The sequence below is a fragment of the Streptomyces sp. NBC_00459 genome (assembly GCF_036013955.1).
Classification (GTDB): domain Bacteria; phylum Actinomycetota; class Actinomycetes; order Streptomycetales; family Streptomycetaceae; genus Streptomyces.
Map to the genome: position 1 here is coordinate 7,575,516 of NZ_CP107903.1, position 15,969 is coordinate 7,591,484.

Annotated in this window: 11 protein-coding genes; 1 reads left to right on the forward strand and 10 read right to left on the reverse strand. The window is 70.4% G+C overall.

What is annotated here, in order from left to right:
• Positions 1-39 precede the first annotated feature (39 nt).
• Positions 40-3,132 carry an AfsR/SARP family transcriptional regulator gene (locus tag OHN74_RS33510; RefSeq protein WP_327698300.1) on the reverse strand — a complete coding sequence of 1,031 codons (3,093 nt, stop codon included), beginning with the start codon at positions 3,130-3,132 and terminating at the stop codon, positions 40-42.
• Positions 3,133-3,343: 211 nt separating this feature from the next.
• On the opposite strand from OHN74_RS33510, the gene OHN74_RS33515 reads away from it, so the two are divergent.
• Entirely contained in the window at positions 3,344-5,818 is a 2,475-nt protein-coding gene (locus tag OHN74_RS33515; RefSeq protein ID WP_327698301.1) for a tetratricopeptide repeat protein, read from the forward strand.
• Between the two features lie 105 nt (positions 5,819-5,923).
• Here the strand turns inward: OHN74_RS33515 and OHN74_RS33520 are convergent, their stop codons facing one another.
• From OHN74_RS33520 to OHN74_RS33560, 9 genes are all read right to left on the reverse strand, one after another.
• Positions 5,924-6,184 (reverse strand): hypothetical protein, encoded by a 261-nt coding sequence (locus OHN74_RS33520; RefSeq protein WP_327698302.1) that lies wholly within the window; start codon positions 6,182-6,184, stop codon positions 5,924-5,926.
• Positions 6,181-7,389 (reverse strand): hypothetical protein, encoded by a 1,209-nt coding sequence (locus tag OHN74_RS33525; RefSeq protein ID WP_327698303.1) that lies wholly within the window; start codon positions 7,387-7,389, stop codon positions 6,181-6,183. Before OHN74_RS33525 ends, OHN74_RS33520 begins: the two co-directional genes overlap by 4 nt.
• A gap of 221 nt (positions 7,390-7,610) precedes the next feature.
• Entirely contained in the window at positions 7,611-9,797 is a 2,187-nt protein-coding gene (locus tag OHN74_RS33530) for an ArnT family glycosyltransferase (protein ID WP_327698304.1), read from the reverse strand.
• Complete coding sequence (locus OHN74_RS33535; RefSeq protein ID WP_327698305.1) at positions 9,794-10,633, reverse strand: dolichyl-phosphate beta-glucosyltransferase; 840 nt, start codon at positions 10,631-10,633, stop codon at positions 9,794-9,796. The genes OHN74_RS33530 and OHN74_RS33535 overlap by 4 nt, the downstream gene beginning before the upstream one ends.
• A gap of 110 nt (positions 10,634-10,743) precedes the next feature.
• Positions 10,744-11,349 carry a GTP-binding protein gene (locus tag OHN74_RS33540; protein WP_327698306.1) on the reverse strand — a complete coding sequence of 202 codons (606 nt, stop codon included), beginning with the start codon at positions 11,347-11,349 and terminating at the stop codon, positions 10,744-10,746.
• A complete protein-coding gene (locus OHN74_RS33545; protein WP_327698307.1) occupies positions 11,336-11,692 on the reverse strand; it encodes a DUF742 domain-containing protein in 357 nt (118 codons plus the stop codon). Before OHN74_RS33545 ends, OHN74_RS33540 begins: the two co-directional genes overlap by 14 nt.
• Before the next feature lies 1 nt (position 11,693).
• The gene (locus OHN74_RS33550) at positions 11,694-12,119 is read right to left on the reverse strand and encodes a roadblock/LC7 domain-containing protein (protein ID WP_006377390.1); all 426 of its coding nucleotides are present in this window, start codon (positions 12,117-12,119) and stop codon (positions 11,694-11,696) included.
• A gap of 14 nt (positions 12,120-12,133) precedes the next feature.
• Complete coding sequence (locus tag OHN74_RS33555) at positions 12,134-14,581, reverse strand: sensor histidine kinase (protein WP_327698308.1); 2,448 nt, start codon at positions 14,579-14,581, stop codon at positions 12,134-12,136.
• A 273-nt stretch (positions 14,582-14,854) separates the two neighbouring features.
• Positions 14,855-15,874 (reverse strand): substrate-binding domain-containing protein, encoded by a 1,020-nt coding sequence (locus OHN74_RS33560; RefSeq protein ID WP_327698309.1) that lies wholly within the window; start codon positions 15,872-15,874, stop codon positions 14,855-14,857.
• Positions 15,875-15,969: the final 95 nt, after the last annotated feature.

The following is a 15,969-nucleotide window of genomic DNA, read 5'->3' on the forward strand; positions in this document are numbered from 1 at the left end:
CGAACGCAAACCGGAAGAACCGTATCTGCGAAAGTCTATTCAACGGGTTCCGGGTCTGGTAGATGTTTGTCGCCGCGCCGATTCCGTGCGAAGTCCGGCGAGGCTCGCCCGCGCCTGGGACGCTTCTCTGGCCGCGCCTATCCGGTCCGCGACCGCGATGGCCTCGGTGATGTGTGCCGCGGCCGGGCTCTCCTGCCCCAGTCCCAGTTCGGCGAGTCCCAGCGCGTGCAGCGCCTGAGCCTGCTCGTGTGCGGCGCCCACGCTTCTGGCCAGGTCGAGGGCGTGCTGGTGACGGGTGGCCGCCTCGCCGAACCGACCTGCGGCGTGCAGGGCGGCGCCCATGGCGTGCAGGGTGTCGGAGGCGTTCCGCCGGTCGCCGAGCCGGCGGAACGTGGCGAGGGACTCCTGGTACAGATCGAGCATCGCGGTGAGTTCGTCCGGCGAATTCATGGTGTTGGCGAGGTTCACCTGGGTAATGGCACTTTCTGACGGGCTGCCTGTCTCGCTGAGTGCTTCCAGCGCTTCCTGGAGAATTTGCCGCGCGGTATCGGTGTCGCCCATGCGCAGATGGAGATCCGAGAGATTGTTGAGAACATGCGCGTATTCGCGTCCGTCTGCCGATCTTCGGAAATCGGTGAGGGCTGCATGGAAGTTCTTTCGGGATTCCTCGAAATTCCCCAGATAGAGATGGGTTATTCCGAGATTGTTCCTCGACCGGGCGATCTGCCAGCGATCGCCCGAAGGGAGACGCAGGCGCAGGGTGTCGAGCTGGAATTCGAGTGCTTCCGCCAGTCTGCCGAGATTCCAGTGGAGAACGCCGAGTTGATGAAGGGCCTCGGCCCTGGCCTCGGTGTCGCCGATCTCCCCGGCACCCCGCAGCGCGCGCCGGTGGGCGGTGCGTGCCTCGTCGTACCGGCCGCAGCGGGACAGCGCGTTGCCCAGGTCGATCAACGCGTGGACCTCGGACTGCCGTTCACCGACGGCGTGCCAGTGCTGAACGGCGGACGCGTGCATGCGCCGGGCGTCCGCGGAATAGCCCTCCTCGTCGAGGAATCCGGCCAACGCGGCGGCGAGCAGGGCCGCTTCCCGCAGCCGCCCGGTGGCCCGGCAGTGGCGTTCGGCTGTGAGCAGTGCCGTGCGCTCCGCCAGCAGCCAGCGGCGGGCCGACTGCGGATCGTCCCAGGGCGGGACGGGGTGCTCCGCAGGTGGGAGGGGACGATGCGGGCGAAGAGCGCGCGGTTGGATCATCCTGTCGGCCGCGTCGGATGCCTGCACATAGAAATTGATCATTCTGGAGAGGGCCCGCTCGCGCACGGCGTCCGATTCCTCGGACATGACGAGTGAGCGCGCGTATTCGCCGAGAAGATCGTGGAGCGTGTAGCGCTCGGGTACGGGCTCGCGTGCCAAGTGGGCGTCGAGGAGTACCTCCAGGACATTTTCCGTGGCGTCATGAGGCAGTCCGGTGAGGGCGGCGAGGGTGTATGCGTCGATGTCCGGTCCGAAACGAAGACCGATAAATCGGAAAACAGTTTGTTCTTCGGTCGTCAGTGTTCTGTACGAAACCTCGAACGCCGTGGCTATCCCGCCCCTGCTGCCGTCCCGGATTTCGTTGAGGCGTCCTTGTCCGTGGGTGAGGCGACGCAGGAGATGGGCGGTCGTCCAGGAGGGGCGGGAGGCCAGTCGGCCGGCGGCCAGCTCGATCGCGAGCGGCAGATACCCGGTCAGCCGGACGATGTCCGCGACCTCGCCCGACTGTCGGGTGCGCTCCTCGCCGGCCACGGAACGGAACAGCGCGACGGCGTCCTTCGCGGGCAGCACGTCGAGCGGGATCGAGCGGATGCCGGGCAGTCCGGTGAGACGGCGGCGGCTGGTGACGATGACGAGGGACGGCGACGCGCCAGGCAGCAGGGGGCGCAGTTGTTCCGGGCCCGCGGCGTCGTCGAGGATCACGATGGCGCGCCGGTTGCTGAGCAGGCTGTTCCACAGGTCCGCCAACTCGTGCGAATCCTGCGGGAGATCCTTGGCGGGGATACCGAAGGCCCGGATCAGGGAGCCGAGTGCGGCCTCGGTGGTGAGCGCGTCCTGACCGGGTGAGTGGGCGCGCAGGTCGAGGTGGACGGCGCCGTCCGGGTAGAGCGGCCCGAGTTGCCGGGCCGCGTGCAGCGCGATCAGGGTCTTGCCGACGCCGGCCATGCCCGACACGGTCTGCAGGGCGATGACGTTGCGGCCGGCCGCCGAACCCGCCGCCAGGGGTGAGGCGGTGTGCATTATCGCGGCCAACTCCTGTTCCCGGCCGACCAGTTCGGCGTGTGCGGGCAGTGTCCGGGGCGCCGTCACCGCAGTACCGGGGTTCACCGCGACCGCGGGCCGGGGCAGGAAGGTGTGCACCGGCGCCCCGTTGAGGACGAGCCCGTGCAATCGGGAGAGAGCCGCGCCCGGGTCCGCGCCGAGGTCGTCGCGCAGGCGTCGTCGGACACCTTCGAAGACGCGCAGCGCGTCCGCCTGGCGTCCGCTGCCGTAGGTGGCTGTCATGAGTCGGCCGGCGAGCAGTTCGTCGGTGGGATGTTCCTCCAGGAGGGCGGTGAGGTCGGGGACCAGTTCGGCGTAGCGGCCCTCGCGCAGTTCGAGGTCGATACGGATCAGCTGGGCGGAGAGGTGCCGTTGCCCGAGGACACCCCTGATGTGTTCGGCCCACAGTCCGGGCAGACCGGCGAGCGGCTCGCCTCGCCAGAGTGCGCCCGCGTCACTCAGCAGACGCAGCGCCCGACGGTCGTCGCCGCTGTCGCTCAGGGCGCGTGCCTGGGCGGTCAGCCCCTGGAACCGGTGGTAGTCCACCTGGTCCGGGGACACGTTCAGGGAGTAGGTGTGCGCCTGCTGGACGAGCCGCGCCGCGCTGTCCAGGGTCCGTAGCCTGCGGCGGATCCGGGCGGCGTACGAGTGCAGGCTCACCCGGGGCTGCGCGGGCGGGCTCTCGTCCCACAGCCGGTGGATCAGGGCGTCCAGAGAGACCGGGCGCCCCGCTTCGAAAGCCAACGCCGCGACGAGCAACCGCTCCTTGGCTGAGCCGAGCGGATCGGCGTACTGGTTTCCGCGCAGTTCGACCGGTCCCAGTAAGCGAATTTCCAGGTCCACCAGTGCCCCCGTCCGGCGGTTCGGCCTGCGCTCTGGCGTCGCTAAGAATCGCATGCGGTCAATAAGTGTTCAAATATTGCTACAACTTGAAATATTTATTGGCTCGATTCTGACCAATACGAACTCGCCAGAAACTCGTTCGGTCTGATGTGGTCGACGGTCGGGTAGGAGGTGAGACGTCGGGCATCGGGGGACCTGGGGGAAGCGGCGCATGCAGCACGTGACGGCCGAGGAATTGCATACGGCCCTGGCATCCGCCGTTCGGCGGCCACCGTCCCAGCAGGCACTCGCCCACCTCGTACGCACGCTCCCGGCACCCGCGATCGCGGAGTCCGTAGGAGCCTGGATCGAACGGGGCGGCGGAGCGGGCACGGCCGACGGCGTCCGGGCACTCGCCGAACTGCTGGCCGGCGAGGCGGTGAACAGGCCCGAGTTCGCCCGGGAGTTACAGCGGTGGCGCGCCGACGTCCTGGCCGTCGAAGCCGTGGACCGCTCCCGTCCCCAGGTCGCGAACAGCATCGGAACCTCCGCCCGCGTCGTCGGACCCGTGGTCCAGGCCCGCGACATCGCGGGCGGCGTCCACATCCACCCCGTAGTCGACCCGTCGGCAGTCAGGGCACCGGCCGTCCCGCGCCAAGTCCCGCCCGCGCCAGGCCACTTCATCAACCGGCATGCCGAACGGGCCGAGCTGGACCGACTGGCGCGCTCCTCGACCGACGGCTCCACGATCGCCGTCATCAGCGGACCGGCCGGCATCGGCAAGACCGCACTGGCCTGCCGCTGGCTGCTGGGCCGTGCGGACACCTTCCCGGACGGGCAGCTGTACGTCGATCTGCGCGGGCACTCCGCCGAAGGTCCCGCGCGCCCGGGCGAACTGCTCACGGAACTGCTGCGCTCCTTCGGCCACGAACGCATCCCCGCCGAACTGAACGAACAGGCGGCGCTGTGGCGGTCGGTCACCGCCGACGCGCGCATCGCCCTGCTGCTCGACAATGCGCTCAGCGCCGCCCAGGTACGCCCGCTGCTGCCCGGATCGACGGTGGCCCTCACCGTCGTGACCAGCCGCAACCGGCTGACCGGCCTCGCTCTGGAGGGCGCCGCCTTCGTCTCCCTGGACGTACTGCGAACCGGCGACTCCATGGAACTGCTCAGCCACCGGGTGGGCGCCGACCGGGTACGGCAGGAGCCGGAGGCCGCACTGGCCATGGCCGAGGCCTGCGCGGGGCTGCCTCTGGCGGTGTGCGTGGCCGGAGCGCGCGCCGCGTCCCGGCCCCGGCAGTCACTTGCGGTGCTGGCGCGGGCGCTGAGCGGCGGCGAGGGAAGAGGTCCGCTGGAGGCGTTGCGCATGGGAGGCGAGTCCGCCGTACGTGCCGCGCTCCAGGAGTCGTACCGCCTCCTGGAACCCCAACTTGCCCGCGCGTACCGGCATTTCGGCCTCGCTCCGGTTCCCGTGCTCACCTCCGCGGTGGCCGCGGCCGTATGCGGCGTCGAGACGGGGGGAGCGGACCGGATGCTCGACGAACTGGTCGAGGTGCACCTCCTTGAGGACCTCGGGCCGGACCCCCGCACCGGCCTCGACCGCTACCGCTTCCACGACCTGATCCGCGCCCACGCGCGGGAACGCGCCGCCGAGGAGGAGACGACCGAGGACGGCGAACGGGCCGTGCGACGCGTCGTGGACTTCCATCTCGCCGCGGCCACGGCCGCCGAGGCGCTGCTCACCCCCACCCACCGCAACCTGCGGCGTGACTACGCCGAGCCACCCGCCGCGCCGCCCTTCGCCGACGCCGCCGGCGCACTGCGCTGGCTCGACGCCGAACGCGCCCGGCTGATGGCCGTACTGCGGACCGCGGCGGCGCGGGGCTGGGACGCCGCCACCTGGCAACTCACCGACGCGCTCTGGCCGTTGTTCCTGCGGCTGCGCCCCTACGACCTGTGGATCGAGGCCCATGAGACCGGCCTCTCCGCGGCCCGCCGGGCCCAGGACCGGGCCGGGATCAGTCGTATGCTCACCTCGGGCGGCGCGGGCCTGCGCAACGTGGGCCGATACGAGGAGGCCCTGACCTGGTTCGGCCAGGCACTGGACGCGGCCCGCGAGGACCTGGCGGGACTCGCCTCTCAAGAGGCGGGCCAGTCACCGGAGTTGACGGCCGTCCGGCGCAACGAGGCCCAGGCGCTGCACGGACTCGGGCAGACCCATCGACTGGCCGGCCAACTGGACCTGGCCCGCGAGTGCTTCACCCGGGACCTGGCCCTGCGTGAGGAGATCGGCTACCGGCGGGGCGCCGCCCTGACCCGGATCTGCCTCGGCGACACGGCACTGGCGGACGGCCGGCCCGACGAGGCGCTGCCCCATCTCACCCGTGCCCGCGCAGAACTCCTCGCCGAGAACGACCCCTACGACGCGGCTCGCGCCCTGGCGTTCCTGGGCCGTGCCCACGCCCGCCGTGACGGTCCCCGACATGACCTCGCGGACAGCCAACTCCGCCAGGCCGTCACCGAGTTCGAGGCGACCGGGTCGGTCCACTGGCAGGCCCGGACACTGGAGATGCTCGGCGAAGGCGCCGAGGAACGCGGGGACTTCGAGCGGGCCGGGGGCTGGTACGCGCAGTCCCTTGCCCGCTACGAGTCGGTCAGTGAGGCTGACGCGGGTCGGTTGGCGGACCGGCTGCGTCGGGTGCGGTGATTTCGGCGGGTGTCCGGGGGCGTGGCGGCTGCCGCCCGCTTCGCTGCGGGGACTTCGGGCGGGCCGGGGACCGGTACACGCAGGCCCCGGCCCGCTTCGAGTCCGTCAGCGAAGCCGATGTGCGTCGGCTGCGGCACATGCCGTGCTGCGGGAGCGCATCGTGACCCCGGAGCGCATGCGGAGGACAGGCGTCCCGTCGACCCCGGCGAGCAGCACCAGCAGGCAGCCCGGGTAGCGCCACAGCACGAGGCCGGCCAGCAGCCACGCGTCGACGGCCGGGCGCGGCCGGGTGCTGAAGAGCACGTCGGCGCACTCCCGCCAGTTCTCGTCGGTGTCGTCGAGACAGACGACCACGAATTCGCTCACGCGGACCGCCGGCCCCGCCGTCCGCCCCACAGCCGGTGGGGGAGCGGCAGCGGCGGCAACAGCGGCTCGAAGGCGGGTTCGCCGAGCCCCAGAAGCCGGTACATCAGCTTGCGGGTGTTGTGCCCGAACCGCCCCGGCTCCGACGAGATGCGCCGCGCGATCCGGGCGTACGCCATGGCCGGATAGGCGGCCCGGGCGTAGGCGAGCTGCTCGGGCAGCGCATGGGCGGGCGACAACGCCGGTGCCACCCGGGCGAGTTCGGCGCCCGGTGACGCGGGATCGACGTCCGCCTCCGGGAAGCGGGCCAGGATGATGGGCGCCCGGGTCAGGGTGGCGTACAGCGTCACGGAACCGTGGTCCCCGAGCACCCAGTCCGCGGCGACGAGCAGCGAACGCCAGTCCAGCTCCGGCGGGACGACGACGATCCCGTGCCGCCGGGCCGTCGACAGCCAGGACCGCACCTGCCAAGGGCCGTGTCCCGACCAGACGTTGGGGTGCACCAGCACGGCCACCCGGTACTCGTCGGACGGCAGTTCCGCGAGGAGCCTGGGCAGCAGCGCGTCCAGACGGTTGAAGGAGGACCCGGCTCCCCAGGTAGAGGAGACCACCAGCAGCTTCTGATCACCGCGCAGCCCCAGCGCGGCCCGGTGGCGGGCGCGCAACGGCATGCTCACCGCGATCCGGTCCCGCGTGGCGTCACCGACCACCTCGGTGACGGGCAACGCCTCCGGGCACTCCCGCCGAAGCGTGACCAGGTCGTCCCGGTGCGCGACCGCCAGCGCTCTGGGCACCAGCCTCCCGTCCCGAACCAGATACTGCCTGCCCAGACCGCCGACGGTCCGTGGCGCTCCCGGATCCCGGTCGTCGGCGGGCCGTGAGAGCTTCATGTGCCCGGCGCCGTGCGGCAGCCGCAGCAGCGGACCGCGCAGCCGGTCGACCCCCTGCGAACCGGCCGCCAGCACCAGGTCGAACCTGCCGTCGAGAGCGGCTTCCCAGGGCAGCAGGCTGTCCTGCTCCGCGGGTACGGAGCGGGTCGCGCCCGCGTTGAAGGCGTGCGGCGCGATGGTGAAGTCGACCTGGATCCGCAGATCGGACTCCAGCAGCGACAGCGCGTCACGCAGCCGCTGTCCGTACACCTGCGTGTGTACGACGGCCAGGACCCTCTTGCAGCCCGGCAGCGTCAGCCATTGCCGTGCACTGTCCATCGGTACCCCCGTTGTGGTGTTCCTGGTGAATGGGAACGCTCGGTACGGGGGTGCCCCGTTGCCGGGGCGGAAGGCTTGCCGAGGCCTTGCCGAAACCTTGCATACGGACGAGGGCGAGGGTGAGAGCGAGGACATGGACGGGGACAAGGACACGAGCACGGGCGGGCCACCGGAGGATGTCCGGCGGCCCGCCCGTGTACGGAGAGGTGGAGAAGGGTCGGTCAGCTGACGTCCGAGGCGTCCAAGCGGTACAGACCGCTGCTGGTCGACGTCGAGGACGAGGTGGAGGTGGAGGCAGATGTGGAGGTGGTCGACGAACTGGAGCTGTACGCCGAGGAGTTGACCGCCGTGCCGTGTTCCTTCACCCAGGTGGCGATCTCCGAGTCGGTGCCCTGGCCGGTGTCGCTGCTGACGATGATGTAGTGCAACTTGCCCGATTTCACGAGGCTCTTGAGCTTGGCCAGGGTCATGGCGTTGTCGCTGCCCGACCAGCCGCCCATGGAGATGACCGGCTGGCCCGACTCCAGGATGATCGAGGACGCCGTCTGGTCGGTGGCCACCGCCAGCAGCCAGGTCGCCCCGTCCTGGTGCTTCTTGAGGTACGTGATCATGTCGGACGACACCTGGGTGCCGCCGCCCATTCCACCGCCACCGCCACCGGTGCCTCCGCCGTCACCGCTCGGCCGCGTGCCCGACCCGGCCGCCGCCTCCGACGAGCTCCCGCTGGAGGACGAGGAGGAGCCGGACGGGGGCTGCCCCATGGACCGGTCGCCGCCGTTGCTCGTACCGCTGCTGCCGCTCGTACCGGTGGAGCCCTGCGGAGCGCCGCCACCGCCGCCCATGCCGCCGCCCATGCCACCGCCCGTGCTGGGGCCGGCCGTGGGGTTCGTGCCGTTGGTGGAGCTGGTGGCCGCCGAGAGGGAGTAGGCCGCCGGGCCCGCCAGGAGGGCGACGACCGCCGCCAGGGCCGCGATGCCCAGCAGGCGCTGCCGCTTCATGAACCGCCCGGTCAGCAGACCGAGGACCGAGACAGTGCCCGCCACCGCCACCACGATCTCCGCGACCGTGTACAGCGTGCCGGAGCCCGAGACCCGCTGGAGCAGGACGACCGCCCAGACCGAGCTGGCCGCGACCGCCACCGGCAGGACCCACGCCCACTTGGCCGCCGAACCTTCACGGAAGGCGCGGTACAGCATGACGCCGCCGGCGCCCGCCAGGGCCGCGATACCGGGGGCCATGGCCGTGACGTAGTACGGGTGGAAGGTGCCCTCGGCGAGGGCGAAGGTCAGATAGTGCACGACGAACCAGCCGCCCCACAGCATCAGCGCCGCCCGCTTGGCGTCCGTACGAGGGGCCCTGCCGCGCAGGACGAGGCCCGCGACCAGGGCGATCAGCGCGAACGGGATCAGCCAGGAGATCTGGCCGCCCATGATCTCGTTGAACATCCGGTAGAGGCCGGCCTCGCCGCCGAAGCTCGCGCCGTTGCCCTGCGAGCCCACCGACGAACTCGCCCCGAAGATACGGCCGAAGCCGTTGTAGCCGATGACCAGGTCCCACACGGTGTTGTCGGTCGAACCGCCGATGTAGGGGCGGGAGGAGGCCGGGATCAGGTCGACGATCACCATCCACCAGGCGGAGGAGACGACCAGCGCCACCGTGGCCACGGCCAGGTTGCGGACGCGCCTGCCCAGGCCGGCGTTCGCCGCCCAGAGGTAGACCAGGAAGAAGACCGGCAGGACGACGTACGCCTGCATCATCTTGGTGTTGAACGCGAAGCCGATCGCCACCGCCGACCACACCAGCGGCATCAGCCGTCCGGTGCGCACGGCCTTCATCAGGGCCGCGGCGCCCAGCAGCATCAGGAAGACCAGGATCGGGTCCGGGTTGGTGTCCCGGGTGATCGCCACCGTGATGGGCGTCAGGGTGAGCGCGAGGGCCGCTACCGTCGCCGCCACCGGGCCGAAGTCGCGCTTCACCATGCGGTGCAGCAGCGCGACCGAGCCCGTGCCCACCGCGACCATCGGCAGCATCAACTGCCAGGTGCCGTAACCGAACACGCGGGCCGACAGTCCCATCACCCAGAGGGCGAAGGGGGGTTTGTCGACGGTGATGAAGCTGCCCGAGTCCAACGCGCCGAAGAAGAACGCCTTCCAGCTCTTCGTGCCGCTGTACACGGCGGCGTCGTAGAAGGTGTTGCCGGTGATGGAGGAGAGGTTCCAGGCGTAGAGCGCCGTGGCCAGGAGGAGGATGCCCCAGAGAGTGGGGCGGGTCCAGCGCGGGTCCTCGGGGGCGCCGGTGAAAAGGCGCCGGGCGCGGGCCCCGAGAGTGCCGTCGGTGGCGGGCGGTTCGGCCCGGTGGCTGTGATGGGGCGCGCTGTCGCGGGTCGGCGGCGGGGCGAGGGTCGTCATGACGCGTACTCCAAGCTGGGGGCGGGGCTGCTGATGTGCTGAGGTGCGCCGATCGGACTCGATACGGGCATGCGCTGCGGGACGGCGATCCGGGAGCGGCCGGTGAGACCGGCGCGCAGCATCCGGCGCATGCCCCTGAGGTCGTCCAGCGCCGTACGGACGATGTCGACCCGGCTGTCGGGGTCGTCGACCCAGTCGACCGGTACTTCGTGGATGCGCAGGCGGTTGCGCTGGGCCAGGACGAGCAACTCGGTGTCGAAGAACCAGGCGTTGTCCTCGATGTGCGGGGCGAGGGCCCGGAAGACGTCGGTGCGGACCGCCTTGAAACCGCACTGGGCGTCCGAGAAGCGGGCCGCGAGGCCGAGCTTCAGCAGGGTGTTGTACGAGCGGGAGATGAACTCGCGCTTCGGGCCGCGCACCACGTCGGACTGGCGGTGCAGTCGGCTGCCGATGGCCAGGTCGCTGTGGCCGGACAGAAGAGGGGCCACGAGCGGGAGGAAACCCGCGAGGCCGGTGGACAGGTCGACGTCCATGTAGGCGACCACGTCGGCCGTCGAGCGGCTCCACACATGCTTCAGGGCGCGGCCCCGGCCCTTGGCGTCCAGATGGACGGCGTGCACATGGGGGAGGCGGAGCGTCAGATCGGTCGCCGCCTGCCAGGTGGCGTCAGTGCTGGCGTTGTCCGCGACCGTGATCCGGAACGGGAACGGGAAGGAGGCTTCGAGGTAGGCGTGGAGACGGCCGATGCTGTCGGCGAGTACGTGCGCCTCGTTGTACACCGGCACCACGATCTCGACCGAACGCTGCCGGACGCCCCTCGCGTTCGTTTCGTTCATGCCAGTGACGATCGGGGCCGTATCTGGGGCGACCCTGAGGCGACTCTGAGCGACGAATGAGAATCAGCGAACTCACAGCTTGCCCACAGGGAGCCTGTGCGAGCGCCGTCTCAGACCGACTGGGCGCTTCCGCCGCCCGAGGCCGCCGTCGCTATCAACCGGTCGATCAGGGCTATCAGCACGTCCCGGCACGACTCCCGGTCCCGCGCGTCGCACAGCAGGACCGGCGTGTGCTCCGGCAGCGCCAGCGCCTCCCGGATCTCGTCCGGCTCGTACGGATGTTCCCCGTGAAAGCCGTTCACCCCGACGACGAAGGGGATCTCCCGGCGCTCGAAGAAGTCGATCGCCGCGAAGCTGGACTCCGGCCGGCGTACGTCGATGAGGACCACGGCCCCCAGCGCGCCGATCGCCAGGTCGTTCCACATGAACCAGAACCGCTGCTGACCCGGCGTTCCGAACAGATACAGGATCAGTTCGCGGCTGAGGGTGATGCGGCCGAAGTCGAGGGCCACGGTGGTGGCCTTCTTCTGCTCGATGCCGTCGAGATCGTCGATGCCGAGGCCGGCCGCGGTGAGTGGTTCCTCGGTGCGCAGGGGCACGATCTCGCTGACCGAGCCGACCATGGTCGTCTTGCCGACGCCGAAGCCGCCGGCGATGAGGATCTTGACCGTGTCGGGCGCCGAGGTCCCGTTCACGGTCGGGTCAGAGCCGGCCAAGGCCGTCCCTCACTTTCTGGAGCAGGTCCATGTCCGTGGTGCGCGAGATCTGGCGCGGGGACCGGGCGGTGATCCGGCCGGCCTCCAGCAGGTCGCACAGCATGATGACGACCACACTCACCGGAAGGTCCAGATGGGCCGCGAGCTCCGCCACCACGACGGGCCGCGCGCACAGCCGCAGGATCCGCGCGTGCTCGGGCTGCGGCCGCTTGGCCCCGTCGGGCTGAGGCTCCACCGCCGTCACCGACGTGATCAGTGTGAAGTCGGCGCGGCTGGGCCGGGTCCGCCCGCCGGTGAGCGTGAACGGCCGTACGAGGCGGCCGGCCGCGTCGCTTCCGTTCACCTCACTCGCCGGCCGCGCCGACGACCCCGGCACGCGGCGCCGCGCTGAGGTGCTCACCGATCTTCTTCACCAGCATGTTCATCTGGTACGCCACCACGCCGACGTCCGCGCCCTGGCTGGTCAGCACCGCGAGATGGGCGCCAGGACCGGCGGCGGTGAGGATCAGGTAGCCGTTGCGCATCTCGATCAGCGCCTGGCGCACCGGGCCGCCCCGGAAGTCCATGCTGACGCCCTTGCTGAGGCTCATCAGCCCCGACGCGGTCGCCGCGAGCCGCTCGGCGTCGTCACGCAGGAACGCCGTGGATCTGCTGACGACCAGTCCGTCCTCGGAAAGCACGACGGCGTGGTTCACCTCGGCTACCCGGTCCACGAGTCCGGTGAGCAACTGGTCGAGCTCGGTGTGCGTGGCGGGGGTGGGGCGTGTCATTTCTCTGTCCTTCATCAGCGGTCTGCGGGCGGAGTCGAGGTGACCGGAGTGCCTGCGGCGGGGAGCGGTGCGTCGGGTTCCTGAGGCGCGTCGTCCTCCCCATGGTCGTACTGCTCTTCGTCGTCGTCACGGGCCTGGAGGGTTCCGCGCTGGAAACCGGAGAGCGAGGAGGCCGCGCGCTCCGCCGAGAACTCGTCGAGGGCGTCCTCGGACACGCCGTCGGGTTCGGTGTCCTCCAGCAGTTCCGCGGCCAGACTGGTCTGCGGCACCCGGCGCGGCAACGGTGTGAGCCCGCCCTTGCGGTCGCCGCCGCTCCGCTCGGCCTTCCGCTCATCGCCCGGCCAGGCGCCCCGCTCCGCCCCGACGAGGGCGGTCTGCCGGGGAGCGGCACCGGCGTCGGCGGTCCGGGCGCGCGCCACTGCGGGTTGCGGCTCCCGCATCCGCTCGTGGCCCGTGCGCTCCGCGGCGACCGGGCCGGCCACCTCGGCGGACTCCGGCTTCGCGGATGAGGAGTCCGTGTCCGGCGCGCTGATTTCCCGTACGACGACATCGTGCGGGATCAGTACGATCGCCGTCGTACCGCCGTAGGGCGAGGAGCGCAGCGTGACATGGATGCCGTGCCGGACGGCCAGGCGCGCGATCACGAACATGCCGAGCCGGAGGTCGTCGGCGAGCGCCACCACGTCGAACTGCGGGGCCTTGGACAGGTGTTCGTTGAAGGACGCGTAGTCCTCCTCGGACATCCCGAGTCCGCGGTCCTCGACCTCGATGGCCAGCCCCTTGGCGACCATCGCCGCCCGTACGCCCACCGGGCTGGGCGCGGGGGAGTAGGCGGTCGCGTTGTCGATCAGCTCGGCCAGCAGATGGATCACGTCGGCCACCGCGGGGGGCGCGAGGTAGACGTCCTCCTCGGTCTGCACCTCCACCCGCTGGTACTCCGCGACCTCGCCGACGGCGCTGCGCAGGATGTCGATCAGCGCGACCGGCTCGGTCCAGCTGCGGCCGGGCCGCTCACCGCTGATGATGACGAGGTTCTCCTCGTAGCGGCGCAACTGGCTTGCCGTGGAGTCCAGTTCGTACAGGCCCTTGAGGATCTCCGGGTCCTGGTGGGCGCGTTCCAGCGCGTCCAGCTTGGTGAGCTGGAGGTTGACCAGGTTCTGGCTCTGCCGGGCGATGCCCAGGATGACCTTCTGGAAGCCGCGCCGGGTGTCGGCGAGTTCGACCGCGGTGTGCACGGCGGTGCGCTGGGCTGCGTTGAACGCGTGGGCCACCTGGCCGAGTTCGTCGTGGCCGTAGTCCAGCGGCGGGGTGGCCGACTCGACGTCGATCTTCTCGCCCCGGTTGAGCCGCGCCACCACGTCCGGCAGCCGCTCCTCGGCCAGGCTCAGGGTGGCCACGCGCAGTCCGCGCAGCCGACGGGACAGGGACCGGGTGATGCGCCACGACAGTGCGATGCACAGCAGCAGCCCGCCGAGTCCGCCGGCGCTCAGCGAAGCGGCCTTGATCAGCAGCGACCGCGACTCGTCGGAACTGCGGGCGAGCAGCCCCTGGGTCTCGTCGTGGATGAGCGAGCCGTACTGGAGGCTCAGTTCGTCCATCGCCGCGATCCACTGCTTCTGCCTGTCGGGCAGCGTGATCTTCCGTTCGGCGCCGCCGCCGGGGGTGCCCGACGCGAGCACCTGGTCCTCGATGGAGGTCAGGTTCCGCCAGGCGGAGCCCTGCAGGATCGCCTCGGTGCGTTTCTTCGCCGTGCCGGTCATGGACTGGATCAGCTGGTCCTCGACGACCCAGCGCCGGGCGCTCACCAGCCGGACGTACGACTCCCACTCGTTCTGGTCGAAGTGCCCCGAGGGCCAGGCCAGCATGAGCTGGGAGTCCTCCTGGGCGACCAGTTCGGCCGCCTGCTCCAGCAGGACGAGCGGGCCGGCCTGCGAGGTGAGGTCGCCGTCGTCGACCTGGGAGAGCTCCTGGAACGAGTGGATCTGGTTGCCGATCATCGACGAGTACTGGTCCAGCACCTGCTGGGGGGAGATGTCGGTGAGGTGGTCGACCTGACCTCGGTAGTACTCCAGGCTGCCCGTCGCCGCGATGACCGAGTACATCCGCTCCCCGATGCGGTCGGGGGCCTCCTGGATGGCCTTCGTCTGGCCGACCAGCTGCGCGACCGCCGCGTCCGTCACCTTGCGCTGTTCGTCCAGGGCCTTGCGGTCACCCCTGGGCGAGGCCAGCCACACGGCCGACAGGGTGCGTTCCTTCTGCAGTGCGAGCGTGGCGTCGGTGCCCATGGCACCGGTCGCCCTGCTGAGTCCCGTCTGGTCCCGCAGCCGCAGGCCCTCCGAGAACATCTGAATCGTCGTCACACCCCACATCGCGGCGAGGATGACGCTGGGAACCAGTGCGAGCAGGATCAGCGAAAGACGTATGGAGCCGAGACGGCGCCGGGCACCTTTGCGTGGAGGCATCGTCGTCCTAGGGCGATCAGCGGTGGGCGGGAGTGACAAGTGGCATGTGGCAGGCGGTGGATGGCAGCGGAAACGGAACGGGTGGCGGAACACGCGTGGGTCCGCAGGATGCTATCCGTACAAGTGAGCGTACGCACCGTGAGCCCCCAAAGCTTGGTGCAGCCGTTGTACGACGGATGCCGCGCGAGGAGATCCGGGAGCGCGCCGGAAGGGGATGCGGAACGCCTGCGGCAGACGGCCGGAGCGGGACGGGAGGCAGCCGGCGGGTGACTCTCAGCGGGTGCCCTCGGCCGCGAACCGGGCGACATCGGCGATGTTCTGCTTGGTGACGAAGGCCGGCCCGGTGAGCACGGGAGCCGATCCGCCGCCGCTGAAGTTGCCGTTGGACTTGTACAGCCAGAGCGAGTCGACGGCGAGATAGCCCTGGAGGTACGGCTGCTGGTCCACGGCGAACTGCACGGTACCGCTCTTGATGGCGCCCACGATGTCGTTGTCGAGGTCGAAGGTGGCGATCTTCGCCTTGCTGTTCGACTGGTCCACCGACTTCACCGCCGAGAGCGCGAACTGCGCGCCCAGTGTGACGACTTCGTCGATGCTCGAATCCTGGTTCAGCCGGGCCGCGACGACCGCGGTCACCGCGTCCAGGTCGGTGCCGTTCACGTACAGGTTCTCGGTCTCGCCGGTGAACGTCTTCTTCACACCGGCACAGCGCGCCTCCAGGCCGACGTTCCCCTGCTCGTGAATGACACAGAGGGTGTGCCTGACCTTGAGAGCGTTCAGCTTGTCGCCGATCGCCCGGCCCGCGGTGCTCTCGTCCTGGCCGAAGAACTCCAGCAGACCCGTCGAACGCCAGTCGTCGATCCCCGAGTTGAGACCGACCACGGGTATCCCCGCCGCCTTCGCCTGCGAGACCGCGCTCTTCATCGCGTAGGGCTTGGCGAGGGTCACGGCGATCCCGTCGACCTTGTCCTTGACCGCGTCACGCACCAGATCGGCCTGGGCGGCGGCACTGGGGTCACTGGCATACGTCAACTCGATGTTGTCCTTGGCGGCGGCAGCCTGTGCGCCCTTCCGCACCCGCTCCCAGAAGGCGTCGCCCTCGGCCCCGTGGGTGATCAGAGCGACCTTGAGCCGGGCGGTGCCGGCGGCACCCTGGCCAGAGTCCGACCCGTCGGAGCCTGAACCTGAGCCCGAACAGCCGGCTGCGAGAAGACAGACGGCGGCCGTAGCGGCGACAACGGCCGTGACACGGGCGGATCGTGCGGAACCGGAAGAGGCGGGGGGTGTGTTCATGGAATTTCGGCACCTCGCTGCGCGGCCGAGGAGAAGTGGGGAGCGGGACAAGAGGGGAGCGGAACAGGAGGGTTGTGGGTACGGCGAAATCTGCG